Genomic DNA, 26,933 nt, shown 5'->3' on the forward strand with positions numbered 1-26,933 from the left:
TCCTGTGGCGAGCGGGCTCGCCACAGGAAGCCCGCTCGCCACATAAAACCCGCCTGTTAAACCGGCAACACCAGCACCGCCACCAAGCCGCCACCCTGGCGGTCTGCCAGGGTCAGCGTGCCGCCGTGCTCCAACACAATCGCCCGTGCGCTTAACAAAACACTGACATCCACTGGGTTATCTACGTGCCTAACTTGCACAGAGTCGTCATCCCTATGCTTCAAGCAGGCACCCTGCCCGCCGTCCTTGCTGGGCCGCTGCTGCGGCGACTGGCGCCCCAGCGCCTGGTGTTGTGGCTGGTGGCAAGTCGTGAACTGTCGCCGACCCTGAGGCTGCACGTTGCCGAACACACCCAGGACATTCGCTTGGACCAAGGCCAGTGCCAAATCGTACCGGTGGGGCGCCATGCCTTTATTCACCTGATCGACGTGCAACTGGACGAGGCCCTGCCGTTGGACGTGGTTATCGGCTACGACCTGCTGATCGATAACATCGGCATCGCCGAGTGGGCGCCGCACTTGCTGTATGCCGAAGCGCAGCACCCCAATTTCGTACTGCACAGCCGCATCCACCAGCTGGTGCATGGCTCGTGCCGTAAACCACACCACCCAGCCGACGAAGGTTTGCTATGCGTCGACCGCGTGCTGGCCGAGGCACACACGCCGGCTCAACGCCCGGCCCTGCTGATGATGAGTGGCGACCAAATTTACGCCGACGATGTCGCCGGGCCGATGCTGCGCGCCATTCATGCATTGATTGCGCGCTTGGGCCTGTACGACGAATACCTGGAAGGCGCGGTGGTGGACGACAGCGCCAGCCTCTATGGGCATCGCGCCAGCTATTACCATCGGGCGGATCTGCTCCCGGCGTTGGACAGCAACGAGACCCTGCGTGAACGGTTTTTTGGAGGGGTAAAAAAGCCGATTTTTACCAGCAGTACCGCCGACAATCACCTGGTGACCTTTGCCGAAGTGATTGCGATGTACTTGCTGGCCTGGTCGCCCACGCCCTGGCAGTTGATCACGCCACAAGCGCCGCAACTGAACGTCGAAGAACAGCGGCGGTATGCCCGCGAGCAGGTGCACATCGATCAATTCCGTGACGGCCTGCCGGGCGTCGCACGGGTGTTCGCCCACCTCTCGACGCTGATGATCTTCGATGATCACGACATCACCGATGACTGGAACCTCAGCGCTCAATGGGAAGAAACCGCCTACGGCCACCCGTTCTCCAAGCGCATCATCGGCAATGCTCTGCTCGCTTACCTGCTGTGCCAGGGTTGGGGCAACCAGCCGGATGTGTTTGGCGAACTGTTGAGCCAAACCCAGGCACTGACCACCCAAGCGCAAGACAACCACCTGGACGCCATTGCGCAAGATGACCTGCAGGCGGCGCTGCTGAAATTCCAACGCTGGCATTACGTACTGCCCACCACGCCCGCCCTGGTGGTGCTCGATACCCGCACCCGGCGCTGGCGCAGTGAATTTGTTCTCAAGCAACCGTCCGGCCTGCTGGACTGGGAGGCGTTGAGCGAGCTGCAACAGGAACTGCTGGACCACCCTTGCGCCATCATCGTTTCGCCCGCGCCGATCTTTGGCGTCAAGCTGATCGAGACCGTGCAGAAGATGTTCAGTTGGTGTGGCTACCCGCTGCTGGTGGACGCCGAAAACTGGATGGCCCATCGCGGCGCCGCCCAGGTGATCCTCAACATCTTCCGCCACTCGCGCACGCCGGGTAACTACGTGATCCTCTCGGGTGACGTGCATTACTCGTTCGTCTACGAAGTGCTGATCCGCCACCGCAATGCCGGCCCCAGGATCTGGCAGATCACCAGCAGCGGCATCAAGAACGAATTCCCCCCACGGCTGCTGGAATGGTTCGACCGCCTCAACCGCTGGCTCTACTCGCCCCGCTCCCCGCTCAACTGGTTCACTCGCCGGCGCACCATGCAGGTGGTGCCGCATATTCCGCAGCATGCGCAAGCGGGTGAGCGGCTGTGGAATTCGGCCGGGATCGGCCAGGTGTTTTTCAATGCGCAGGGCCAGCCTGAGGCGATTTACCAGCACAACGCGGATGGGAAGCCTCGGACGCAGATGGTGGCGCCGCAGTAAGTTTTCATACGCACCGGACGGTCCGCGTGTGGCTGGGATCACCGCGCTGCATCTTCAAACCGCAGTGCCTGCATCGCTATAGCCCGACAGCTTGTCCATCAGCGCACCGGCGGCGCGTACTGAATGCCGCCATTGCTCCACAACGCATTGAGCCCGCGCTTGATCTTCAGCACGCTGCCCTGGCCGATATTGCGTTCGAACACTTCGTCGTAGTTGCCCACTTGCTTGACGATCTGCACCACCCAGTCCTTGCGCAGCTTCAGGTCCTTGCCGTAATCGCCGTCGGCACCGAGCAGCCGCGCAATATCGGGGTTCTGGGTGGACTTGGCCTGCTCTTCGACGTTCAACGAGGTGATGCCCATTTCCTCGGCATTGAGCATCGCGAACAGGGTCCATTTGACGATGCTGAACCACTCGTCATCGCCCTTACGCACTAACGGCCCCAGCGGTTCTTTGGAGATCACTTCTGGCAACACCACGAACTCGTCCGGGTGGGCCATTTTGATGCGCTGGGCGTACAAGCCCGACTGGTCGGTGGTAAGCACGTCACAACGGCCAGCTTCGGGGCCCTTGGCGCTTTCGTCGGCGGTGTCGAAGGTGATCGGCGTGTACTTCATGCCGTTGGTGCGAAAGTAATCCGAAACGTTGAGCTCAGTCGTGGTGCCGGCCTGGATGCAGACGGTCGCGCCGTCCAGCTGCTTGGCGCCGGTAACGCCCAGTTTGTTGTTCACCAAAAAGCCGATGCCGTCGTAGTAGGTCACGCCGGTGAACACCAGGCCCATGCCCGCATCGCGGGAACTGGTCCAGGTGGTGTTGCGCGAAATCAGGTCGATTTCACCCGATTGCAGCGCGGTGAAACGCTCCTTGGCGGTCAACTGGCTGAACTTCACTTTTGACGCGTCGCCGAATACCGCGGCGGCGACGGCGTGGCACACGTCTACGTCGATGCCGGTCATCTTGCCGTTGGAGTCTGGCACGCCGAAGCCCGGCAAACCATCACTGACACCACACTGGATAAAGCCTTTTTTCTGGATCGCGTCCAGGGTCACGCCCGCCTGGGCGCTTCCCGCCAGGCCCACGACCGCAACAGCGGTGAGGGCGGCCAAGGTGGTTTTGAGGTTGTTCATGCGAGGCACTCCCTGTCGATCTTTATTATTCGGCGCCGCACAGCCCGCGCCGGTTTATAGTGTTGCCGCGCAGTATCGACGGCTTTACACACCTGCCACAAACGACCTTTAGGCAAAGGCTCCTTCCGATTTGGAATGAACTGCATGATCTCAAAACGCTTGACCCCTTCGATGACCGCCCTGCAATGCTTCGAAGCCGCCGCCCGTCACCTGAGTTTCACCCGCGCCGCCGAAGAACTGCACCTGACCCAGAGTGCGGTGAGCAAGCAAGTGGCACAGCTCGAAGAGATGCTGTGCCACAACCTGTTCGAACGGGTGCGCCAGCGTTTGTACCTGTCGCCGGCGGGCTCGCTGTACCTGGCCGAAGTGCACAAGATCCTCACCCAGGTGGACATCTCCAGCCGCTACATCCTCACCTACGGCGGCGAGACCGAAGTGCTGCGCATCGCCACCCAGCCGACGTTCGGCGACCGCTGGCTGGTGCCCAAGCTCAAGGATTTTGCGGCCAAACACCCGAATATCCACCTGGATGTGCGCAACGAACTAGAGCCCTTCGACGTGTTGCAGGCCAAGGCCGACATCGCGTTTTTCTTCGGCCAGGGCTCGTGGCCGGGGGCGACTTGCATCGAGCTGTTTCGCGAAGCCGTGGTGCCGGTCTGTGCGCCGGGCTTTGTCGCTGAAGGCAGCGATGCTTCGTCGCGCCACACCTTGCTGCAATGCACGTCCCGCCCGCAAGCCTGGCACGAGTGGTTCCTGGAACAAGGCCTGCATTCGCAGAACAGCTACCACGGGCCGCGTTTCGACACGTTCTACATGTGCATCCGCGCGGCGCAATCGGGCTACGGCGTGGCGTTGGTGCCGCAGTATCTGGTGGCTGACGAGTTGGCCAATGGCAGCCTGATGATTCCCTGGGATTACACAATGCCCAGCACCGGCGCGCACTTTATCGCGCATGCCGAACATGCGGGCGAGATCCCCAAAGTGAAGGCCTTCCTCAACTGGATGGTGGACTACCTCAAAGCACATCCCGACTTTTAATAATGACCCGGCGACTTTATTTCGTTTGCGGCCAGGCCGGGCGCGCGGCTTAGATAAAAAGACGCCCGCCATTGCCGAGTCCGAGATTCATGAGCCGCGAAACCATCAGCCAGTCGATTTCCATCGTTCACCCCATCAGCCTCAGCCACGGCAAGAACGCCGAGGTTTGGGACACCGCGGGCAAGCGCTACATCGATTTTGTCGGCGGCATCGGCGTGCTCAACCTCGGGCACTGCCACCCAGGCGTGGTCGCGGCGATTGTGCAGCAAGCAACTAAACTGACCCATTACGCGTTCAACGCCGTACCGCACGCGCCCTACATCGAACTGATGGGCCGTCTTACTGCGTTTATCCCAGTGGATTACCCGGTGAGCGGCATGCTCACCAACAGTGGCGCGGAAGCGGCGGAAAACGCCTTGAAGATCGTACGCGGCGCCACCGGCCGCACGGCGGTGATCGCCTTTGACGGCGCCTTTCACGGCCGTACCCTGGCCACGCTCAACCTCAATGGCAAGGTGGCGCCCTACAAACAAAAAGTCGGTGTACTGCCCGGGCCGGTGTATCACCTGCCCTACCCCAGCGCTGACAACGGCGTGACCTGCGCTGAGGCGCTGAAGGCCATGGACCGCCTGTTCAGCGTGGAAATCGACGTTGAGGATGTAGCCTGTTTCATCATCGAGCCGGTGCAAGGCGAAGGCGGTTTTCTGGCCTTGGACATCGAATTCGCCCACGCCCTGCGACGTTTCTGTGATGAGAAAAACATCCTGCTGATTGCCGACGAAATCCAGTCCGGCTTCGGGCGTACCGGCCAGCGCTTCGCCTTCTCGCGCCTGGGAATTGAACCGGACTTGATCCTGCTCGGCAAAAGCATCGCTGGTGGCGTGCCCTTGGGCGCGGTCGTCGGGCGTAAAGCCTTGCTCGACAACCTGCCCAAAGGCGGCCTGGGCGGCACCTACTCCGGCAACCCGATTGCTTGCGCGGCCGCATTGGCCACGCTGGAGGCAATGACGGATGAACACCTGCAAACCTGGGGTTCGCAACAGGAAGAAGCCATCGTCAGCCGTTATGAACAATGGCGTGCGCAAGGCGTGCCCTATCTGGGCCGCCTGACCGGCGTGGGCGCCATGCGCGGCATTGAGCTGGCCAACGCCGACGGCTCGCCGGCACCCAAGCAACTGAGCCAACTGCTGAGCCTGGCGCGGGACGCGGGTTTGCTGCTGATGCCCAGCGGCAAGTCGCGGCACATCATCCGCCTGCTGGCACCGCTGACCATTGAGCCTGCGGTGCTGGAGGAAGGCCTGGATATGCTCGAGGCCTGCCTCAGACAGCTGACTTAGTAGCGTGCATCAACCGGCTTACCGCCATTGGGCCAGTCGCGGATGTGGGTTAGGGACAAATCGATGGACAAAACCGTGAAGTCTCAACGACTATCCACCGCCTAACCACACTGCACGCAAGCACCCCATGCTCGATATCCTCCAAGGCACGCCCCTTTGGGTGTAAGCCGTTTACCTGTGGGTGTGTTACTACGGCATCAAGGCCTGCCTGGGTGGGCGCGAGAATCGTCGTTCGTTGATGATTCTGCCGGTGGTGTTGGTGGTGTGGTCGTTGATCTCGCTGACGCCTTCGATACTGTCGAGCAGCGCCTGGGTTGGCGGTGCTTTGGTCGCCAGCCTGGTGGGCATGTTGCTGTTCAACGCCGAAGGCGCGCGGCTCGATGCCAATGGCGAAACCCTGGTGTTGCCGGGCACCTGGAAAACCTTGCTGATCTCGCAGCTGTTTTTCGCGGTGAAGTATTACTTCGGCTATCAGCAGGCGGTGCATCCGCTGCTGCTGAGCACGCCAGAGATGCTGGTGGCAGTGGGCGCCGTGTCGGGGTTTACCGTTGGTCTGTTCTGCGGGCGCGCCGTACGGCTGCAGCGGGCGCTGACGGCCTTGCGCCGCGATAAGGGCGTTGTGCTGCCTTGACCTGATCTCGCCAGCCACTGAAAATGCGCGACGCTTTTTTGTCCCGTTTACTGAAGTAGTGAAATTTCAATGTCCGATTCTTACACCGAACAATCAGCCCAAGAAGAATCCGTAACAGCCCTGCAATCCAAAGCTGAATACGAAAACGCCATCAATCTTTCACAGCATGTGCCTGCGGCCAAGATCATCAGCGAGATGGTGCTGGATGCTTTCCACACCTCCAAGGAAAGCGACCAGATCCGCGAGCTGCGTGTGGCCATCCGCCAGGCCCACGACGCCTTTGACGACGACACCGCCTACGACCTGATGGGCCAGCTCAAGCAACTCAAAGACGCCGAGGCTGCCGATAACATCGCCTTGGAAGACCTCAGCAGCAAATTCTCGATCAGCCGCATCCTGTCCAGCTTTAAGGACGACCCCCAGTTTCAGGAGCTGGTCTACGGCCTGGCCCTCAAGGTGCTGAACCAGTCGCACCAGGCCATCAGCAACCCAAGCGCCGGCAAGGGCAAGGCCTCACGGCCGAAGAAAGAAGCCGAAGTGTTTGTGATCAGCAAGGACGGCATCAGCGTCACCCTGCCGCTGCGCACGCCGCGCTCCAAGCTGAGCGTTGACCGCGAGGCGTTCGAGTTCCTGGGTTTCAGCTTTGTGGGTGAAGGCGATGAAGCCGAGCTGGAAGTCGAAAGCTTTGTGGATAACTTGGGGGCTGAGCAGCCGTTGAGCCGCAAGAGTGTGATCACTGCATTGCAGCAGCAGACGGCGTTTGATGGGTACAGCATCGCGCAGCAGTAATACCGATGAACTAAATGTGGGAGCTGGCTACCTGGGGGCTGGCTTGCCTGCGATGCATCAACTGGTGCCACTGAGACCGACGCCCGCATCGCAGCATAGGTATCTACACATCTTTTTATGGGTTGATTCTTTGGTTGTCGCGGGGGCGCTGGGTACATATCCGTTATTTGGGTAGGCTGTATGGGTTCCGCTCTTACAGCGGTCACTTTTGAAAAGCGCAAAAGTAACAAAACGCTCTTGCCCCACCACTCGGCACCTCGCCTAGGCTCGGTGTGCCCTCACGCAGGCTTTGGACCGTGGGCCGCCGCCATGGGCCATCCTTGGCCCATCGCGGCTAAACCGGCGTCCTGCCGGTTTACCCCCGCTCCAAAGCCTGCGTTCGGCCAGCGTGGTTTAACGGGGCGCCTAAGATCAAGATCAAAAGCAAGAGCACGGCGGCCTAGTAGCCGACCTGAGTGGTTAATCAAAAGCAAAACCGAGGCGGCCTGACAGCCGACCTGATATTTGAAACTGAACTCAATCTAATGTGGGAGCTGGCTTGCCTGCGCGACTCAAACGGCGGCCGCGAACACCTCACGAAAACGCTGCATCTCCTGCTTATTGCCCACCGTCACCCGCACCCAGTGCGGCCAGTCTTTCCACACTCGCCCGATCAATACACCCTGTGCGGCGAGCTTCTCGATCACCCGCTCCGCCGGTTGCTTCACATCGATCATGAAGCAGTTGCTCTGCGACAACGTGCAGGTAAACCCGCGGCCCTTAAGCCACGCTACCGTCTCATCGCGCACCTGGGCGTTGAGCGCCTTGCGCTGTGGCAGCAGCTTAATGTCTTCCAGGCTCGCCCGGGCGCCGAGCAAGGTCACGGCAGCCGGCACATTGTCGCCGCCAAACACCGCCAGCCGCTCCAGCAGCGCCGGGTGGCCGATCGCCAGGCCCAGGCGCGCGCCGGCCATGCCGTAGATTTTCGAGAAGGTGCGCAGCACCAGCAGGTCGTCGTGGTCCTTGACCCAACTGACGACGCTTGGGGTGTCGGAGAAGTCGATATAGGCCTCGTCCACCACCAGCACGCTGCCTTTGGGTTTGTTCGCCAGTGCCTGGCGGATCGCTTCGGTGGGCGTGATCGTGCCGGTCGGGTTGTTGGGGTTGCACAGGTACAGCATGCCCGCCTGGGGATCGGCGGCGAGCATGGCCGGCACGTCATGGGCGTGCTGGGCGTCGAGGCTCACTGCGTGAACCTGCGCCTTCCAGGACTCGGCGGCTTGGCGCGGCACTTCGTAGGACGGCGTGGCCATGACCAGGCTGCGGCGTGCGCTGGTAAACGCCAAGACGGCGTAGCGCAGCGCGACCATGGAGCCGGCAAACACTGCGACCTGTTCCTCGGCAAGCCCCTGTTGCTGGGCAAACAACCCAGCCAGCGCGTACATGTCGTTGTACGGATAACGCCCGGACGTTGCGATTGCACGCTGCATGGCTTCGCGGGCGGCGGTTGAGGGGCCGTAGGGGCTTTCGTTGTAGTTGAGCCGCACCGTGTCAGCCTTTGTCGGCGGCGGGCTGGCGACCGCCCAATCCAGGCGCGCCAGCACCGGCAGGGCCGCACCGAGGGCCAGAAGGGACCGACGACTTACGCTGATCATGGGACTACTCCTTGTAGACGGGTGATCGATTCGCACAGTGCGCGAGAGCGGCGCCAATCGCTTAGTTCAGCTGCAACTTCTGCTTCAGGCTCTGCATGACATCCGCCTTGTTCTGCAGGTACTCATTCAAACCGCGTGCACGCAAGTTGCACGCGTCGCAGTTACCGCAGCCACTGCCGATGATGCCGTTGTAGCAGGTCAGCGTCTGGTGACGAATGAGCTCAAGCTGGTTGTGGTAATCGGCCAGCGCCCACGTCTCGGCCTTGTTCAGCCACATCAACGGGGTTTCCAGGCGCAATGGGTATTCCATGCCCAGCTCGAGCGCCTTGTTCAAGGCTTTGACGAACTCGTCGCGGCAATCGGGGTAGCCCGAGAAGTCGGTTTCGCACACGCCGGTAATCACGCTTTCAGCTTTAACCTGGTAGGCGTAGATCGACGCCAATGTCAGGAACAGGATATTGCGGCCCGGCACAAAGGTGCTGGGCAGGCTGCCGCCTGAACTGTCCACGGTCGGTACGGGAATGTTGTCACGGGTCAGGCTGCTGATGGCCAGCTCGTTGAGCAAGGACACATCCATGACTTTGTGAACGGTGGCGCCCAGCTGCTTGGCGAGCTTCTGCGCGACTTCAATTTCCGCCACATGGCGCTGGCCATAATCGAAGGTAATACAGTGCACTTCGTCATACAGCGGCAATGCCTGGATCAGACAGGTCGTCGAGTCCTGCCCACCACTGAACACGATCACAGCTTTTTTACTCATTACGTTGCTTCCTGCATTTGTAGAATGTGCGCATAGTTTAAAGGCCACTCAATAAAAAACCCCGCGCTTCTTTCGAAGGCGGGGTTTTTTAATACTCAACCACTCAGTGAGCGTAGGTCAGCAACAGCTCTTTCGGCACTTGGAAATCCAGGGACATCATCACGCTGAGCGCGGTGATGGTGAAGATCGAGAACACGAACAGCTTGCGCGCCCAGACGGTGTCATCCACCGCCTTGTAGCCGGTCCAGGCCATGTACAACCAGTACATGCCCATGGCCGCGGCGACGGCGAGGTAGCTCATGCCGGCGTAGCCACTGAAGGTCAACATCAAGGTCGCCACGAGGAAGGCCAGGATGTAGAGCAGGATGTGTTTCTTGGCCACCTGGATGCCACGCTTGACCGGCAGAACCGGAATTGACGCAGCCAGGTAGTCATTGAAGCGGAAGATCGCGATGGCATAGGAATGCGGCATCTGCCACAGGCTGAACATCACCAGTAGCACCAGCGCGGCCATGTCGAAGCTATTGGTCACAGCCACATAACCAATTACCGGCGGCATCGCGCCCGACAGACTGCCCACCAGCGTGCCGTGAACCGACTTGCGCTTGAGGTACATGCTGTAGAGGCCGACGTAGATGACAAAACCGATCACGGCAAACAGTGCCGCCAGCGGGTTGGCCACCGTGTACAACAACACCACGCCGGCAACACCCAGGACGGTCGCGAACAGCAGTGCCAGTTTAAGGGAGATAAGGCCCTGGACCAGCACGCGATTCTTGGTGCGTTCCATCTTGATGTCGATGTCGCGGTCGATGCAGTTGTTGAACACACAACCGGAAGCTACCACCAGGGAGGTGCCGATCATTGCAGCCAGGAAAATGGCCAGATCGACATGTCCCTTGGAGGCCAGGAAGAAACCGCCTGCCACAGAAAGCACGTTACCGAAAATGATCCCCGGTTTGGTGATTTGGATAAAGTGCTTAAGCGACATCGGGTCTTACCTCACTTCGCCATCATGAACGTATGGATGCTGAACATGATCCATATCGACAGGCCAACCAGCAGCAGGATTACTAAGCCTGCGAACACGAACGCAATCACGTTATCGCGCTGCTCTTTAGAACGATCCAGGTGCAGGAAGTACACCAGGTGAACCAGAACCTGAATCACCGCGAATACCAGAACGATCATCAACGTGATCGATTTCGGCAGGGTCGGGTACATCACCAGACCAAACGGGATGAGCGTCAGGATTACCGACAGGATGAAGCCGATGGCGTACGACTTAACACTGCCGTGGCTCGAATCATGGCTGTCATGGTCATGGGAGTGTGCATTAGCCATTACAGAGTCCCCATCAGGTAAACAACGGTGAAGACGCAGATCCAGACCACGTCCAGGAAGTGCCAGAACAGGCTCAGGCAAGTCAGGCGAGTCTTGTTGGTGTTGGTCAGGCCGTGCTTATTGACCTGATACATCATCACCGCCATCCACAGCAGGCCAGCCGTTACGTGCAGACCGTGGGTGCCGACCAGCGTGAAGAACGCCGACAGGAAACCGGAACGGTGCGGGCCGTAGCCTTCGGAGATCAGCAGGTGGAACTCGTTGATCTCCATGCCGATGAAGCCCAGGCCAAGCAGGAAGGTCAGGCCCAGCCAGGTCAGTACGCCTTTCTTGTTGCCCTTGAAGAAGGCCAACATGGCGAAACCGTAGGTGATCGAGCTGAACAACAGCAAGGCGGTTTCGCCGAGCACGTAAGGCAGTTCGAAGATGTCGTGGCCCGATGGGCCACCCGCTACGTTATTTACCAGTACCGCGTACACCGCAAAGATCGACGCAAACAAGATGCAGTCGGTCATCAGGTAGAGCCAGAAACCGAAGACGGTTGTTGGCCCCGAGTCGTGGTGATGGTCATCGTGCCCATGGTCATCGACATGGGCGTGTCCAGCATTGGTCACTAAGTTCGACATGGTTTAAGCCTGTTCCAACGAGGTTTCTACACGGTTGGCCGGGATCTTCTTCTCGGCTACCAGGCGAGCGTGTTGCTCGGCTTCGATGCGCTCGATCGTCTCGACCGGCACCATGTAGCCTTGATCATCACGGGCAGCGTGAATGATGAAGTAACCGATGGTGCCTACCAGGCCCACGATTGCCAGCCACCAGATGTGCCAGATCATCGCGAAACCGAATACGGTCAACAGCGCGCCCATCACCACGCCAGTGGCGGTGTTGTTCGGCATGTGGATCGGCTCGTAGTGCTTAGGTTGCTGGTACGCAGTACCGTCTTCCTTCGCTTCGGTGAACGCATCGATCGTGTTCGCAGTAGGGATCACAGCGAAGTTGTAGAACGGCGGTGGCGACGAGGTCGACCATTCCAGGGTGTGGCCATTCCATGGGTCGCCGGAGTCGCAAGCGTTCTGCTTACGGTCACGGACACTCACGTACAGCTGGATCAGCTGGCAGGCGATGCCCACAGCGATCATTACCGCACCGAACATGGCAACGTACAGGTACGGTACCCACTCAGGGTTGGTAGTGGCGTTCAGACGACGGGTCATGCCCATGAAGCCCAGTGCATAGAGCGGCATGAACGCGACGAAGAAGCCCGAGATCCAGAACCAGAATGCAGCCTTGCCCCAGCCTTCGTGCAGCTTGAAGCCGAACGCTTTCGGGAAGTAGAAGCTGAAACCAGCGATGTAACCGAATACAGCACCACCGATGATCACGTTGTGGAAGTGAGCGATCACGAACAGGCTGTTGTGCAGTACGAAGTCAGCACCCGGGATGGCCAGCAGTACGCCGGTCATGCCGCCGATAGCGAAGGTCACCATGAAGCCCAGGGTCCACAGAACCTGGCTGGTGATACGCAGACGGCCGTGGTAGATGGTGAATAGCCAGTTGAATAGCTTCACCCCCGTCGGGATGGAAATCAGCATCGTCGCCAGGCCGAAGAAGGCGTTGACGCTGGCCCCCGAGCCCATGGTGAAGAAGTGGTGCAACCACACCATGAAGCCCAGCACCGAGATCGCGCCGGAGGCGTAGACCATCGAGTGGTGACCGAACAGGCGCTTGCCGGTAAAGGTCGAGATCACTTCAGAGAAGATACCGAACGCTGGCAGGATCAGGATGTACACCTCAGGGTGACCCCATGCCCAGAACAGGTTCACGTACATCATTGGATTGCCACCAAGTTCATTGGTGAAAATGTGGAAATCCAGGTAACGGTCAAGCGACAGCAGCGCCATGGTAGCGGCCAGGATCGGGAACGAAGCCACGATCAGGACATTGGCCCAGGTGCAGGTCCAGGTGAAGATCGGCATGTCCATCAGTTTCATGCCAGGGGCGCGCATTTTCAGGACGGTGGCCAGGAAGTTGACCCCCGTCAGTGTCGTCCCGAGTCCTGATAACTGTAGCGCCCAGATGTAGTAGTCCACACCCACGCCAGGGCTGTACTGAATGCCCGACAGCGGCGGATAAGCAACCCAACCGGTCTTGGCGAACTCGCCGACGCCCAGGGACAAGTTGATCAGCACCACGCCGGAAACCAGCAGCCAGAAGCTCAAGGAGTTCAGGAACGGGTAGGCAACGTCACGTGCACCGATCTGCAGCGGCAAGGCAAGGTTCATCAAGCCGGTGAAGAATGGCATCGCCATGAAGATGATCATGATCACACCGTGAGCGGTGAAGATCTGGTCATAGTGTTCAGGCGGCAGGTAGCCAGGCGAACCCTCGGTGGCCATGGCCAACTGGGTACGCATCATGATGGCGTCGGCAAAACCACGCAGCAGCATGATCATGGCAACGATGACGTACATGACACCGATTTTCTTGTGGTCGACAGACGTCAACCACTCGGTCCACAGGTAGGTCCACTTCTTGTAGTACGTGATTGCAGCAAACAGTGCCAGACCACCCAGCGCGATCATGGCGATGGTCACCATCACGATCGGCTCGTGGAACGGGACCGCATCCCAACTTAATTTACCAAACATCGTTTACTCCTCTGCCCCAGCAGTTGAATGCGAGCCCGTGTCAGAACCTTCAACCACGGCCACTTCTTTCTTCTCGTGCTTGACCGGCTTGCCTGGCTTCATACCTTCGTACTTGTCGACGATTTTCTGAAACAGGTTCGGCTCATACGTGGAGTACAGAGCGACTGGGTTGTTCTGGCTTGGTTTGGTCAGGGCGTCGTATTCAGCTTGATCAAGCTGTTTAGGTGCGGCCTTGACTGCGGCTACCCAGGCGTTGAAATCTTCCTGGCTAGTCGAGATCGCTTTGAATTTCATGCCGGTGAAGCCAGCACCGCTGTAGTTAGCGGAGATGCCTTCCATTTCAGCTTTCTCGTTCGCGATCAGGTGCAGGCGAGTCTGCATGCCTGCCATCGCGTAGATCTGGCCGCCCAGTGCAGGGATGAAGAACGAGTTCATCACAGCATCGGAGGTGATCCGGAAGTTAAGCGGGGTGTTCTCAGGGAACTGGATTTCGTTAACCGTGGCGATACCCAGGTCCGGGTAGATGAACAGCCACTTCCAGTCCAGCGCGACCACTTCGATGTTGATCGGCTTGACGTCGGATTCCAGCGGACGGTAAGGGTCCAGCTCGTGGGTCGACTTATAGGTGATGTAACCCAGGGCGATGATGATGAGGATCGGCACCAGCCAAACGGCGATTTCGATCTTGGTGGAGTGCGACCACTTCGGCGCGTAGGTAGCGCTGGTGTTCGACGCGCGGTATTTCCAGGCGAAGGCAAACGTCATGATGATCACGGGAACCACGACCAACAGCATCAGCAGGGTGGCGGTGATGATCAGGTTGCGTTGATCCAGACCGATCTGTCCTTTCGGGTCCATCAAGGTCCACTTGCAGCCTCCCAGCATTAACAGCATGCCAAGCAGCGGCAAAAAGCCTAGTAATCGGGGGTACCTGTTTTTACTCATCTCACGACCTCTAAAGCAGCTTGCGCAATGCAGTTGGGTTTTGATCGCCAACACTTCACCCTGCCAAGGGTTGGCATTTCTCTTCGATTGAATAAGAGCCTGCCCGGCACGCCATACATTGGCGTTTCACGGACCTGCGGTGAGTTCTTATTCGATTTCGTGGTTAAAGGCCTTGTTACAGACCAATTCCATTTGGTGCGGATAGTTGAAAGGCTTGCCGGAACCTGGGGTCGCATAGAGCCATCCATCTGCCCCTCGACCGCTCCAATGCTCAAAGATTGAACAGCACCAGACATTCAGTGCGGGCGATTGTAGTTAGCTGGCGATGTATAAACCATGTCTTATAAAGAAATAATTTTTATCGATTCCAGCAACAATCCTTCACCAATCTTGCAAAGGTTCGGGATCTTATCGTGTTCGATTCTCAACAAAAACCACAAAAATTGCCGTGTTATTGCGTAAAGCACCCCATCCCTTACACCTTGTAAGGGCATGCAAAACGTATCCAAGTCCCCATAAAACAAGGCATTGGGACATCACTGAATGGCTCAGACGCGGCGAGGTTCGTGGCATCGCTCAAACGATGAACTGACAGCACAATTTAGCCGCCTGGCGCAAATTTAAGGCGTTGCTCAGCACGTCAAAAACGTCCTGCGCCAGCCTCCGTGTGACAACATGTCGCACGCTGCGCGCACCGGATGTTGCCCCTCGTCACGGCCTCTTCACAAATACCTACAACCAAAAACGCCCCGACCTTCCTTCAAGGAAGATCGGGGCGTTTCGGTTAATCGCTTCAGGCCTGGCGTTGGCGGTTCCGGTAGATGCACAGCGGCACCAGGATCGCCGTCAGCACGAACGCCACCAACGCCCATTGCGCCAGGGACAAGCCCAAGATCGGCGGGTACGGCGTGCTGCAGAAGCCATCCACCTGGAAGCCCAGTGGGAACACCTTGGCCAGTGGCAGTTCATCCACGATCGGCTGCAACACATCGACGCCGCAGCTGACCTCAGGGAAGAACTGGGTGTACACGTGATGGCCGGCCGCAGCCACGCCACCGAGGGCGCTGAGGACCACCAGCCCTTCAAAGAAGGTGACCGCGCCTTTGCGGCGCATGGCCGCACCGATAAAGGCAAAGACCGCGATCAACAGCAAGGCGTAACGCTGCAGGATGCACAGCGGGCACGGCGCCTCGCCCAACACCACTTGCATGTACAGCGCACCGCCGATCAGCGCCAGGCAGATGATGCCCAGCAACACCAGAAAGCGCCGCTCCCTGCCTAAACGCAATTCGTCACTCATCCCCGTTTCCCTTTGCCAGATTATGGTTGTGCCTGATGGCCGCAAGTTTACACACAGGGGAGGGTTAAAACAGAGAGGGGTTAACGGCGGATTAATCGTCGGGAATGTTGTAGCTGTGCGGACGCCATCGCGGGCAAGCCCGGCTCCCACAGTGGATTGCATTTCCATGTGGGAGCCGGGCTTGCCCGCGATAGTGCCGACTCGGTGCGCCGGTTAAAACTTTATTCCAGGGCCCCAGCCGGGCCGAAGAATTCGTAGCGGGCTTGGTTATCGGGCACGCCCAGGGCTTTGAGGTGGCGCTTGACCGCCGCCATGAAGCCTTTAGGGCCGAGGAAGTAGGCATCCAGGTCACGTTGCTCAGGCAACCAGGCCGCCAGTTGCTCCTGGCTCAGCATCCCGACTTTGTCCGCCGCCGGGCTCACGCCGTCGTCTTCGGCGTAGCAGTAGAAGCGCTTGAGTTGCGGATGCTTGGCGGCCAGGGCGTCCACCCAATCGCGGAACGCGTGCACGCCGCCATTACGCGCGCAGTGGATAAAGTGCACCGGGCGCTCGGTGGCCAGGGCCGCTTCGAGCATCGGCAGCGTTGGCGTGATGCCCACCCCGCCGCTGATCAGCACCAGCGGTTTGTCGCTGGTCACCAAGGTGAACTCGCCCGATGGTGGGAACAGGTCGAGGGTCGCGCCGACGTGCATCCGATCATGCAGGTAGTTGGACACTCGCCCACCCGCTTCGCGCTTGACGCTGATGCGGTACAGGCCCGAGTCACTCAAGGCGGACAACGAGTAGTTGCGGCGCACTTCTTCGCCATCCAGCATCAGCTTCATGCCGATGTATTGGCCCGGCGCGGCCGCCAGGATTGGGCCGTTGTCCACCGGGGCAAAATAGAACGAGATGATCTCGTCGCTCTCCTCCACGCGTTTCACCAACAGGAACGGCCGCGCGCCGCGCCAGCCGCCTGGGGCCTGGGCTTTTTCGTCATAGATGGCGGCTTCGGCGCCGATCAGGATATCGGCCAACTGGCCGTAAGCGGCGCCCCAGGCGCTCAGCACCTCAGGCGTGGCAATCTCGCTGCCGAGTACTTCGCAAATGGCCCGCAGCAAGCAGGTACCCACGATCGGGTAGTGCTCCGGGAGGATCTGCAAAGACACGTGCTTGTTGATGATCTTGGCGACCAGATCGCCCAACTGGTCTAACTGGTCGATATGCCGCGCATACATCAGCACGCCATTGGCCAGGGCGCGGGGCTGGTCGCCATTGGCCTGATTGGCTGGGTTGAACAGCGGGCGAACGTCTGGGTACTCGCTGAGCATCATGCGGTAGAAATGGGTGATCAGCGCTTCGCCGCCGCTTTCCAGCAGGGGCACAGTGGATTTGATGATGGCACGGTCTTGGGCACTAAGCATGGCAGACTCCTGGGTCTTTTTACTGATTGCCCTTACCTAATCAGCATTCGTGCCAACTTATAAATCGTTATATTTCAATAACTTGAAGAATATGTAGTCAGTATGACTGCCTACACTTTATAGTCATAAGGACTACAAGGAGTCATTATGACTGCGCAATCACTGCTCACCACCCTGCTGCCCTTGGTCGCCGACCTGTCCCGCGAGTTGCCCGAAGGCGAGCGCTACCGGCGCCTGCTGCAAGCCATGCGCGCCCTGCTGCCATGCGACGCCGCCGCATTGTTGCGCCTGGACGCTGAATGGCTGGTGCCCTTGGCAGTCGATGGTTTGAGCCCGGATACGCTCGGCCGGCGTTTCAAAGTCAGCGAGCACCCGCGTTTCGCCGTGTTGCTGAGCAGCCCCGGCCCGACGCGCTTTGACAGCGACAGCGAACTGCCCGACCCCTACGACGGTTTGGTCGATGGCCTGCATGGGCATCTGCAAGTTCACGACTGCATGGGCTGCCCGCTGTTTATCGACGACAAACCCTGGGGCCTGCTGACCCTTGATGCGCTGGACACCGAACGCTTCGAACGCGTCGAACTGGACGCCCTTCAAGCCTTCGCCAGCCTGGCTGCGGCCACGGTCAATGTCGCCGAGCGTATTGAGCGCCTGGCGTTGCGCGCCGAAGATGAGCATCAGCGCGCCGAAATTTATCGCCAGGCCAGCGGCCAGCAGCACAAGGAAATGATCGGCCAGAGCAAGGCACACAAGCGCCTGGTCGAAGAAATCAACCTGGTGGGCGGCAGTGACCTGACCGTGCTGATCACCGGTGAAACCGGTGTCGGCAAAGAGCTGGTGGCCCAGGCCATCCACGCCGCGTCGCCGCGGGCAGACAAACCCTTGATCAGCCTCAACTGCGCCGCCCTCCCGGAAACCTTGGTGGAAAGCGAGCTGTTCGGCCACGTGCGCGGCGCCTTTACCGGCGCGCTGAATGAGCGTCGGGGCAAGTTCGAATTGGCCAATGGCGGCACTTTGTTTCTGGATGAAGTCGGTGAGTTATCACTGGCGGTGCAGGCTAAGCTGCTGCGCGTGCTGCAAAGCGGCCAGTTGCAGCGCCTGGGCTCGGACAAGGAGCATCAAGTGGACGTGCGCCTGATCGCCGCCACCAACCGCGACCTCGCCGAAGAGGTGCGCAACGGCCGCTACCGTGCCGACTTCTACCACCGCCTGAGCGTGTACCCGCTGCAAGTGCCGGCGCTGCGTGAACGCGGCCGTGATGTGCTGCTGCTGGCGGGCTTCTTCCTCGAGCAGAACCGTTCACGCATGGGCCTGGGCAGCCTGCGCCTGACCAGCGATGCTCAAACGGCGCTGCTGGCCTACAACTGGCCGGGCAATGTGCGCGAGCTGGAACATTTGATCGGACGCAGCGCACTCAAAGCCCTGGGAAACTGTCGCGAACGTCCGAAGATATTGAGCCTGAGTGCCCAGGACCTGGACCTGCCTGACGTCAGCGCACCGGCGATGATCGAAGCACCGGCCGACGTGGCCCCCATCGTCACCGGCGACCTGCGCCAGGCCACCGAGCACTACCAACGCCAAGTCATCAGCGCCTGCCTGGAGCGCCACCAACACAACTGGGCCAGCGCCGCCCGCGAACTCGGCCTCGACCGTGCCAACCTCGGCCGCATGGCCAAACGCCTGGGCCTCAAATAACCAAAAGATCAGGAAGATACCTCGGTCAACTGTGGGAGCTGGCTTGCCTGCGATAGCGGTGGGTCAATACAGAATGAGCTGGCAGGTATACCGCCATCGCAGGCAAGCCAGCTCCCACATTTTTAAACCTGCTTCGCTCTGAAAACCGGGTTCACAGGCCTAACCTTGCGAAACACCAACACATTCCCCAACATCACCAGCACCAACCCCGCCAACGCCGGCGCCGTCCACTGATACCCCTCGGCAAACGCCGACACATTCAGCGCCACCACCGGAAACAACACCGTGCAATACGCCGCCCGCTCCGGCCCCATACGCCCCACCAGCGTCAGGTACGCGGTAAACCCAATCACCGACCCCGGGATCACCAAGTACCACAACGCGCCGATGTACCGCGCGCTCCAGTCCATCTCAAACGCAATCCCACGCACCGCGCAGTAAATCGCCAGCATCGCCGAACCATACGCCATGCCCCAGGCGTTGGTGGTCAACGGCCTGAGCCCGGCCTTCTGCTGCAAGCTGGAGAGCATATTGCCCGCCGAAAAACACATCGTCCCCAACAACGCCAAGCCCAAGCCAAGCAACGTCTGCGGGCTGGCGGTGTGCCCGACCAGTTCCGGCCAGAACAACAAGCCCAACCCCAGCAACCCCAGCGCGCCACCCATCAACACGTTGCGCGCGACCCGCTGGCCGAAAAACACCCGCGCATTGAGCGCGTTCCACAGCGTCGCCGTGGAAAACACCACCGCCACTAAGCCACTGGGTATCCACTGGCTGGCTGTCAGAAAGCACATGAAGTTGACGCAAAACAGGCACACGCCCTGAGCCAGGCAGATCAAGTGCCCGCGCCGGCTCATCACCTGCAACTTGCGGCTGAGCAGCAACAGCGCAAACAGCACCAGTGCCGCCAAGCCGAAGCGATAGACGATCGACACGGGAATCGCCACGACGCCCAATTGCCATTTAAGCGCGATCCAGGTGGTGCCCCAGATCAGCACAGTGAGTAAATACAGGGAAAGGTTCATGGTGGGCTCCGGTGATTGAGCCACAGTGTCACCCGCACAGCCGGGCGCGCTCTTGCATATTCTTGCGCTTTTGTCGGGTGCCGGGATCACAGCAACGGCGACGCGGAGTAGGATGCAAGGCGTCGGAGAAAACAACCATGCCAGAGCTGGAATCCCTGCAAGTCTTTCAAGCCCTTAACCGCTCGCCCAACGCGCGCCTGGAAGCCTGCGCCGAGCTCGGTGACGGCTTGTCTGCGGCCTTGTGGAGCAACCATCACGATTCCCAGGACTATCAGGCGCCCACCCACCACACCTTGTCCTGCTACATCGGCGGCGGCACCGGCACCTTTCGCCGCGACCAGCCGGGCACCAAGGGTGGCCCCGACAAGCTGTGCATCTTGCCGGCCGAGCACCAGTCAGCGTGGGTGATCAACGGTGAAATCCGACTGGCCCACGTGTATTTCAGCCCGGAGCAATTCGCCCTCGGCTGCGTCACCCTGCTCGACCGCGAACCGCGCGAACTGCAATTGCGCGAAAGCACCTTTCTAGAGGATGCGAGCCAGGCCCGGCGCTTTCACCAGTTGATCGCCCTCAACTGGCACGAGCCCGCCGAGCGCCTGCTGACCAGCAGCCTGGCCCACGAAATGCTCAGTCACACCTTGCTCAGCCAAGTCGGCGCGCGCGATGGGCTGCGCTTGAAAGGCGGGTTGGCCGCGCATCAGCGGCGGCTGTTGGTGGACTACATCGACCATCACCTGGAAGACCCGATCAGCCTCGGGCAACTGGCCGGCCTGTGCGCGCTGTCCGAATACCATTTTGCGCGGATGTTCCGCCAAAGCTTCGGCCTGCCGCCCCATCAATTCCTGCTGGCGCGACGCCTGACGCGCGCGCAAAGCCTGCTACGCAGCGGCGCCCTGCCCCTGGCCGACATCGCCTGGATGTGCGGTTTCTCCAGCGCCAGCCACTTCAGCCAACGCTTTCGCCAAGCCCTGGGCGACCCACCGCCGAGCTCTTCCTGTGGCGTGTACCTGCGCTACCCCATCAACCCCAATGTCTTGGCTTTCGCCACCGCCTGCGTACGCCGCTCCACCCCGAGCTTGCTATGGATACGCCGCGCGTGGGTCTTGACGGTATGCAGCGAGATAAACAGCCGATCGGCGATTTCCAAGTTGGAGTTGCCAAGGGCGATCAACTGCAACACCTCCAACTCGCGCAGGCTCAGGGGATTTTCCGCCACGCCGCTGGGCGACGCCTGCGTCTCCAGGCCCAGCTCACTCAATAGCCCCGGCGAGCGCAACCGAAGCTCACGAATCGCCTGCTGCACCTGGCAACGCGCGGCCAACGCCAAGCCGGCTTGCAGCGCACGACGGGCCAATGCCGAGTCGCCGAGTTGCCAAGCCACCTCGCCGAGCACCAGCTGCAATTCGGTTTCCAGGCAAAGCATGCCGCGTTGCCGGGTGGTTTCAAGCAAGGCCGTCAGCCGCGCGATGGGTTGATCGGCACAACCCAGCTTCACCTCGGCCAACACCAGCAAATATTCCAGGCGTGGGATCAGCTCCAGCGTGGCCGGCGGCGCCTGCTTGGCACACGGCCCACGAAAATGGCGCAGCACCCGGCGCATCGCTTCCAGCGTCAAGTCGGCGCGACCTTGTTGCAACCAGAAGTGCCCACTGACCAGCAGCAACACCGCGCGGTACACCGTGTCCGGCACGTGGCGTTGCTGCATCAGGCGCTCAGCTTCGCGCAATTGAATGAAGGCCTGGGCGTAATCGCCACGGTTCGCCGCCAACAGCGCCAGGCCGAGAAAGCCGTACAGCACGCGCTTGTCCTGACTGTGCAGGCACATCGTCAATCCGCCCTCGAAACACTCGGCCGCCAGCGCATCCTGACCTTGGCGCAGCGCCAAATGCCCGCGCCGCAACGCGATGCGCCCCACCAATGGCCCAGCCTTGAGCCGCTGCCCCACCAGCATCGCCTGTACCGTTTCCAGCAGGCTTTGCGCCCGATACGGCGCGCCGCGTTGCTCCAGCAGTTGGGCGTGATCCAGCTCCAGCAAAGCCTCCAACACCAACGAACCATGGGCGCGGGCCAGGCACAGGGCTTCGCGGTTCAGCGCTTGGCCCACGTCCAGTTCACCGCGCAACAAGGCTTGTTGGGTCAGGCCCGAGAGGCACATCAGGCGCGACGTCCAGGCGCTGTCGGGCAAGGCTTGCAACGCCTCCAGGAAATGCGCGCGGGACCGCTCGGCATCACCGCTCAAATGCAACAGCCAGCCCCATTGCGCCTGCCAGCGCGCCAACAGATAACGCTGTTGCGCCGCCGTCGGCTGCGGCGCAAACCGGGCAAGCTGATCGATACACACCGCGGCTTGATCGAAGCGCCCGGCAAACAGCAATGCCGCTGTGACCAAACCGACCAGTTGCGCCGAGCCGAGCATCAATTCATCGCCATGCTGCTCGTGCAGACGCAACAACAGCACGGCGTTCTGCTGACGGAACAGGTCCTCAAAACTGAAGTGCTGCAACAGGCTCACCGCCACTTCGTAGGCTTCGGCCAGCAGCGCCTGCTCGAAGGCAGCCTGCCAGTCCTGCTCGGTGGTGAACCATTGGCAGGCGCGCCGATGCCAAGAACGCTTGGCCGGCCAGGGCTCATCACGGATTAACTGAGCCAGGGGCGGGAACACCTGCAGCCAATCGGTGGCGTCCTCCCACGGTTGGATAAACGCACCGAGCGCCTGCAAATCGCGCAGGTACTGATCGCCGTCGCCAGAGCCAAACAGGTGCTCACACACGCTCGAATTGAAACGCGGCAAATGCGCCAACACGCGCCAGGCCTCGGCCAGTTCGGCGGGCAAGCTGCTGAAGAGTTCGTGTTGCAGGTAGTCGAGCAGGGTCTTGTCCGGGTGACCGTCACCGAGCAAGGCGATACGTACACCCGCGCACCAGCCGCCGCTGAACTGCATCACGTTGTCGACGGTTTGCCCTGGGCCGAGCAGCTGCTGGATTTCCGCAGGGCTGAACATCAACTCACTGCACTCCAACAACTCATCATCAAGCAGCAGGCGTGGCCAGTTGCACAGTGGGCGCCGTCGCGCGCCCAGCCACCAGGTCAGTGCCGGGCTGGCGGCGGTGAGCAAGCGGTCGAGCAAAGCGTCCAGCTCGGGGGCGGGCTGGCGACAGAAATCATCAAGGAATATCCACGCGGTGTTTTGCCAGCGGCTGAGGTCGAGCAGCAAACTGGCTTCATCGATAAACGACAAACCAAGGTTTTGTGCCAGCCGTGCACAGAAAGCCTCGGCGCTGAGCACGGCGCCATTGAGCGCCAGCCAATACACCTGACACCCCACCGGCGCCTGCAACGCGCACTCGGCGAGCAACGTACTCTTGCCACTGCCGCCCGGCGCGCAGAGCAGTTTCACCCTGACCTGCGCTGCGAGCAAAGGCTCGGCCAGACGCGGGCGCAACTGATGGTGGGCGGACAGCCGTGGCATGAATCCAGGACGGTCCAGGCAGCGTGTCATGGCGGTCATTGCTGCATCCTGCTTTTTATTGTTATGCAACCTGGCGCCTACCCTAGTCCTGTGGTCGGCGGTTGTTGAAGAAGTATTCAGCGGGGTGATTAGTCGGCATAAAAAAGCCGGGATTCCACCCCACCATAAAGTGGAACCCGGTCAATGTGGGAGCTGGCTTGCCTGCTCCCACAGGTGGATTGCAAAACGGTCAATGTGGGAGCTGGCTTGCCTGCTCCCACAGGTGGATTGCATTTCAATTGAAGATCAGCGCACGCCCGCAGACCTCAACGCCGCCGGTGTGTAGTCCGCCGCCTTAGCCGCAAAGCCGAACACAAAGCTGCTCTTCTCCTCGTTCTTCATCCCCAGCGCGATGTAGCGCCCGGCAATGATGTCGTACAGCGTTTCCACGGTATAAGCCGGCACCTGATGGTCGTAGTAAAACTGCGCGTGGCCTTCGGCGACACGCCACAGCTGACCACGGCCGTCATAGTGATCAACCAGCGCGACCTGCCAGCTGTCTTCGTCGATGTACATGTGGCGCTTGGCGTAGATGTGCCGCTCACTCGGCTTGACGGTGCCGACCACTTCCCACACCCGGTGCAACTCATAGCGGGTCAGGTCCTGGTTGATATGCCCGGCCTTGATGATGTCGTCGTACTTGAGGGTCGGCGAATCGAGCTTGTAGCTGTTGTAGGGGATGTACATCTCTTTTTTGCCGACCAGCTTCCAGTCGTAGCGGTCGGGGGCGCCAGAGAACATGTCGAAGTTGTCGGTGGTGCGCAGGCCGTCGGAGGCAGTGCCCGGGCCGTCATAGGACACTTGCGGCGCGCGGCGCACGCGGCGTTGGCCGGCGTTGTAGATCCAGGCCAGGCGGGGCTCCTTCACCTGGTCGAGGGTCTCGTGCACCAGCAGCACATTGCCCGCCAGACGTGCCGGCGCAGTGACCGATTGTTTGAAGAAACTCAGCACGTTGGCGGCCTTGGTCGGGTCGATATCCGGGATGGCCTGCGGCACCGCCACTTCTTCTTCGAAGCGGATCGGCGTGTAGCTGCCGTTCGTTTGCGGGGTGGCCTGGGTGATGATGCGCTTGAGGTTGCCGCCGTGGTAGCGGGTGATGTGGTTCCACAGCACCTCCACGCCATTCTTCGGAATCGGGAACGCGTAGTAGCGGTTGCCGGTGAAGTTTTCCAGGCCGTTGCCGTCGTTGATCGCGTGCACGTTGAGCGCGCTGCGCTTGATCGACTCGTAGATATCCGGCGGCAGGTTGACGGTGCGGTGGGTCGGGTACACCGGGATCTTGTAGGTCTCGGGGTAGCGTTTGAACATCGCCACCTGGCCGTCGGAGAGCTTGTCTTTGTACTTGTCGACGGTCGCAGCGGTGATCACGAACACGGGTTTTTCATTGGCAAACGGGTCGGCGAGGAAGCCCTTGCTGTCCACCGCACCGGCGTTTTTGGGGATGCCGCCGGTCCAGGCCGGAATCGAGCCGTCGGCGTTGCCGGCTTTTTCAGCGCCGACCGGCGTGAGGCTGGTACCGAGCTTGGCGGCTTCCTCGGGCGACACCGCCGCCATCACGTGGGCAGCCAGCAGACTCAAGGCCATCACTGCAAATATCTTACGCATAGGTTCTTGTCCTTCCTTAAACCAGATCAGAAGTTCACGCCGAAGCTAAGGGCGATAAAGTCGCGGTCGGTGAGGGTGTTGTAGTCGCCGCCGAAAAAGTCGGTGTAGCTCAGGCTGGCGGTGTAGGTGTTGCGGTAGTCCGCATCCACGCCGACGCTGATCGCCTTGGCGCCTTCGTTGAAGATCCCGTTGGGGCCATAGCCGCTGACGTCATGAGACCAGGACAGGTTGGGCTTGAGGTTCACCCCGGCAAACGCGTTGTTGTAGTCCAAGATGGCGCGGGCGCGATAACCCCAGGAGTTGGCGGTGACGAAACCGTCGGTATCGCCTTGGAAACCGTAGGCGCCGAACACCGAGTCGCGGCCGTAGCGCAGCTTGGTTTTGGCTTCCAGCCCGCCGACGTGCACATAGGCCGCCTCGCCCACCAGGGTCAGGCGTTCGGCGCCCAGCACCTGGTCGAAGAACTGGGTCATGGTGCTTTGGATCTGGGTGATTTCCTTGCGTCGATAACCGACGTTGTCCGAGCCGAACGAACTGCGGATCGGCGAGGCGGTATTGCCGGCAATCGGGTTGACCAAGGCCAGGGTCAGGTCAGTGGTGTTGAGTTGCACCGGTGCGTTCGGGCGGTAGCTGATCTCACCGGTCCAGGCCGTGCCGGTGGGCAAGGTGGTGGAGAAGCTGGCGCCGTACAGGCGAATGTCTTCGGGGTAATCGAGGTAGTACTGGCCACGGCCGAGCATGGTGCTTTGCGCCAGGCCCGCGCCGCTGCCGGGCGCGATCGCATTGGCGGCGGCCGCAATACGCCCGATGGTCGCCAGGTTGGTGTTGGCGGTCAGCGTGCCCACGGTGGGTGTGCGGCTGTGGTAGTTCATGAAGTACAGGCCGTACTCGGTGTCATCGCCAAGCCAGCGCAAGGCCGCGCCGAACTGGCCGCCATCACGGGCTTCGCGGTCCTTGGCGCGCTGTACCACCACGCCTTCGCGCGTAACCTGAAAGCCCTGGCCGAACGCTGCGGCCACGGGCTGCAACGGCGCAATCGCCGGGCTGCCGACGGTGTAGTTGCTGTTGCAGCCGTGGGCCACTACGTCGTTGCCGAAAAAGGTGCCGCAGTTATCCACTACGGTGTTTTCCCAGTTCAGTTGGTAGAAACCTTCCACCGACAATTGGTTGGTCAGGCTCTGGGAGGCGAACAGCATGTTCACCGGAATCAGGCCTTCCTTGATCTCCGCGCCAGGGCGGCGGAAGGCCGACACGTCGATAGGGTTGATGCTGTTGATCGAGTTACCGATAAACGTACTCTCACCCCAGCTCACTACCTGCTTGCCGACGCGCACGTTACCGGGCAGGTCGCCGATGGAATAGTTGTGATAGACGAAGGCATCCAGCAACTCATAGCCGGAAGAGCGCGCGCCTTCGTCGCGGTGGTTGTTGCTGATCTGTTTGAACTCGCGGTCTTCGTCCTGCAGTTCGAAGTCGTACCAGTATTTGCCGCGCACAAACACGCCGCTGTCGCCGTACTTGAGCTCCAGGTCGTGAATGCCCTTGAAGATCTTGGAAAAGGTCTCGCCCTTCTTGAAGTTCAGTCGCCCGTCATCCCCGGTAGAAGCCTGCCCCGTGCCGCCATTGGGAACGCCCACCAGTTTTTTGTCGGCATCGCGCATGCCCCAGCTAGCGCCGACCGACAGCGAAGAATCGAATTGCCCTTCGATCTCGCCAATGTTGAACGAAACCGCCTGTGCCTGGGCGCAGCAGCCCAGTGCAACCGCCGCAGCGAGCGCCTGTGGCGTGAAGATGGCGCGCATTGTTGTTTTTGTCATGCGTCTTCCCCGGTGAGTGACAGAAGGCCCCACCCTACTGCCGCCCGTCAGGAGCGATAAGCGCACCAAAGGGGTATTCGTGTTGTCGCTCAAAAGGATTAACAGGCGCTCAGGCCGGGGTTTGGGCAGGGCCATGGATGCGGTAGATGACGCGCTATCAGAAAGATAAATAGGCCAAAGAGCGTTCCCACGCTCTGTGCGGGACAATCTTCTGAT

20 protein-coding genes and 1 pseudogene are annotated in these 26,933 nt (G+C 60.4%); 7 read left to right on the forward strand and 14 right to left on the reverse strand.

Annotation, left to right across the window (positions count from 1 at the left end):
* The first annotated feature begins 215 nt into the window (after nucleotides 1-215).
* Nucleotides 216-2,111, forward strand: a complete 1,896-nt coding sequence (locus tag GJU48_RS19975) for an alkaline phosphatase D family protein (protein WP_094949397.1) — start codon at nucleotides 216-218, stop codon at nucleotides 2,109-2,111.
* Between the two features lie 98 nt (nucleotides 2,112-2,209).
* On the opposite strand, the gene GJU48_RS19980 is transcribed toward GJU48_RS19975, so the two are convergent.
* Nucleotides 2,210-3,238, reverse strand: a complete 1,029-nt coding sequence (locus tag GJU48_RS19980) for an amino acid ABC transporter substrate-binding protein (RefSeq protein ID WP_094949395.1) — start codon at nucleotides 3,236-3,238, stop codon at nucleotides 2,210-2,212.
* Nucleotides 3,239-3,382: 144 nt separating this feature from the next.
* Here GJU48_RS19980 and GJU48_RS19985 point away from each other — a divergent pair, with 144 nt between their 5' ends.
* From GJU48_RS19985 to GJU48_RS20000, 4 genes are all read left to right on the forward strand, one after another.
* Nucleotides 3,383-4,276, forward strand: a complete 894-nt coding sequence (locus GJU48_RS19985; RefSeq protein ID WP_094949394.1) for a LysR substrate-binding domain-containing protein — start codon at nucleotides 3,383-3,385, stop codon at nucleotides 4,274-4,276.
* A gap of 89 nt (nucleotides 4,277-4,365) precedes the next feature.
* Entirely contained in the window at nucleotides 4,366-5,613 is a 1,248-nt protein-coding gene (locus GJU48_RS19990) for a 2-aminoadipate transaminase (protein ID WP_094949393.1), read from the forward strand.
* Nucleotides 5,614-5,788: 175 nt separating this feature from the next.
* Nucleotides 5,789-6,244: a hypothetical protein gene (locus GJU48_RS19995; protein WP_306109973.1), complete on the forward strand. Its 456-nt coding sequence runs from the start codon at nucleotides 5,789-5,791 to the stop codon at nucleotides 6,242-6,244.
* A 69-nt stretch (nucleotides 6,245-6,313) separates the two neighbouring features.
* Entirely contained in the window at nucleotides 6,314-7,033 is a 720-nt protein-coding gene (locus GJU48_RS20000; RefSeq protein ID WP_094949391.1) for a hypothetical protein, read from the forward strand.
* Nucleotides 7,034-7,584: 551 nt separating this feature from the next.
* Here GJU48_RS20000 and ptaA read toward each other — a convergent pair.
* The 9 genes from ptaA to hmpA all read right to left on the reverse strand — a co-directional run bounded on the left by ptaA (nucleotide 7,585) and on the right by hmpA (nucleotide 17,067).
* Nucleotides 7,585-8,667, reverse strand: a complete 1,083-nt coding sequence (gene ptaA / locus GJU48_RS20005) for a pyoverdine biosynthesis transaminase PtaA (protein ID WP_094949390.1) — start codon at nucleotides 8,665-8,667, stop codon at nucleotides 7,585-7,587.
* A 61-nt stretch (nucleotides 8,668-8,728) separates the two neighbouring features.
* Complete coding sequence (gene queC / locus GJU48_RS20010) at nucleotides 8,729-9,427, reverse strand: 7-cyano-7-deazaguanine synthase QueC (protein ID WP_094949386.1); 699 nt, start codon at nucleotides 9,425-9,427, stop codon at nucleotides 8,729-8,731.
* Between the two features lie 103 nt (nucleotides 9,428-9,530).
* The gene (cyoE, locus tag GJU48_RS20015) at nucleotides 9,531-10,418 is read right to left on the reverse strand and encodes a heme o synthase (RefSeq protein ID WP_094949385.1); all 888 of its coding nucleotides are present in this window, start codon (nucleotides 10,416-10,418) and stop codon (nucleotides 9,531-9,533) included.
* An 11-nt stretch (nucleotides 10,419-10,429) separates the two neighbouring features.
* Nucleotides 10,430-10,771, reverse strand: coding sequence for a cytochrome o ubiquinol oxidase subunit IV (gene cyoD / locus GJU48_RS20020; protein WP_094949384.1), 342 nt, complete (start codon nucleotides 10,769-10,771; stop codon nucleotides 10,430-10,432).
* Nucleotides 10,771-11,397 (reverse strand): cytochrome o ubiquinol oxidase subunit III, encoded by a 627-nt coding sequence (locus tag GJU48_RS20025; RefSeq protein ID WP_094949383.1) that lies wholly within the window; start codon nucleotides 11,395-11,397, stop codon nucleotides 10,771-10,773. Before GJU48_RS20025 ends, cyoD begins: the two co-directional genes overlap by 1 nt.
* 3 nt (nucleotides 11,398-11,400) lie before the next feature.
* On the reverse strand, nucleotides 11,401-13,419 hold the full coding sequence (gene cyoB / locus GJU48_RS20030; protein ID WP_094949382.1) for a cytochrome o ubiquinol oxidase subunit I: 2,019 nt from the start codon (nucleotides 13,417-13,419) through the stop codon (nucleotides 11,401-11,403).
* 3 nt (nucleotides 13,420-13,422) lie between these two features.
* A complete protein-coding gene (gene cyoA / locus GJU48_RS20035; protein ID WP_094949381.1) occupies nucleotides 13,423-14,364 on the reverse strand; it encodes a ubiquinol oxidase subunit II in 942 nt (313 codons plus the stop codon).
* A gap of 793 nt (nucleotides 14,365-15,157) precedes the next feature.
* A complete protein-coding gene (locus GJU48_RS20040) occupies nucleotides 15,158-15,664 on the reverse strand; it encodes a disulfide bond formation protein B (protein ID WP_094949380.1) in 507 nt (168 codons plus the stop codon).
* A gap of 221 nt (nucleotides 15,665-15,885) precedes the next feature.
* Nucleotides 15,886-17,067, reverse strand: a complete 1,182-nt coding sequence (gene hmpA, locus GJU48_RS20045; RefSeq protein ID WP_094949379.1) for an NO-inducible flavohemoprotein — start codon at nucleotides 17,065-17,067, stop codon at nucleotides 15,886-15,888.
* Between the two features lie 147 nt (nucleotides 17,068-17,214).
* Between hmpA and norR the strand changes: the two genes are divergently transcribed.
* Complete coding sequence (gene norR / locus GJU48_RS20050) at nucleotides 17,215-18,762, forward strand: nitric oxide reductase transcriptional regulator NorR (protein WP_094949378.1); 1,548 nt, start codon at nucleotides 17,215-17,217, stop codon at nucleotides 18,760-18,762.
* 122 nt (nucleotides 18,763-18,884) lie between these two features.
* Here norR and GJU48_RS20055 read toward each other — a convergent pair whose 3' ends face one another.
* Entirely contained in the window at nucleotides 18,885-19,787 is a 903-nt protein-coding gene (locus GJU48_RS20055) for a DMT family transporter (RefSeq protein WP_094949377.1), read from the reverse strand.
* 137 nt (nucleotides 19,788-19,924) lie between these two features.
* Between GJU48_RS20055 and GJU48_RS20060 the strand changes: the two are divergent.
* A pseudogene (locus GJU48_RS20060) lies at nucleotides 19,925-20,770 on the forward strand (helix-turn-helix domain-containing protein); the annotation flags it as partial.
* Nucleotides 20,771-20,799: 29 nt separating this feature from the next.
* Here GJU48_RS20060 and GJU48_RS20065 read toward each other — a convergent pair.
* The 3 genes from GJU48_RS20065 to GJU48_RS20075 all read right to left on the reverse strand — a co-directional run bounded on the left by GJU48_RS20065 (nucleotide 20,800) and on the right by GJU48_RS20075 (nucleotide 26,717).
* Nucleotides 20,800-23,295: a LuxR C-terminal-related transcriptional regulator gene (locus GJU48_RS20065; protein WP_094949375.1), complete on the reverse strand. Its 2,496-nt coding sequence runs from the start codon at nucleotides 23,293-23,295 to the stop codon at nucleotides 20,800-20,802.
* A gap of 246 nt (nucleotides 23,296-23,541) precedes the next feature.
* Nucleotides 23,542-24,900 carry a DUF1329 domain-containing protein gene (locus tag GJU48_RS20070; RefSeq protein WP_094949374.1) on the reverse strand — a complete coding sequence of 453 codons (1,359 nt, stop codon included), beginning with the start codon at nucleotides 24,898-24,900 and terminating at the stop codon, nucleotides 23,542-23,544.
* A 26-nt stretch (nucleotides 24,901-24,926) separates the two neighbouring features.
* Nucleotides 24,927-26,717: a DUF1302 domain-containing protein gene (locus GJU48_RS20075; protein ID WP_094949373.1), complete on the reverse strand. Its 1,791-nt coding sequence runs from the start codon at nucleotides 26,715-26,717 to the stop codon at nucleotides 24,927-24,929.
* Nucleotides 26,718-26,933: the final 216 nt, after the last annotated feature.

The organism is Pseudomonas sp. IB20 (genome assembly GCF_009707325.1).
Taxonomy (GTDB): domain Bacteria; phylum Pseudomonadota; class Gammaproteobacteria; order Pseudomonadales; family Pseudomonadaceae; genus Aquipseudomonas.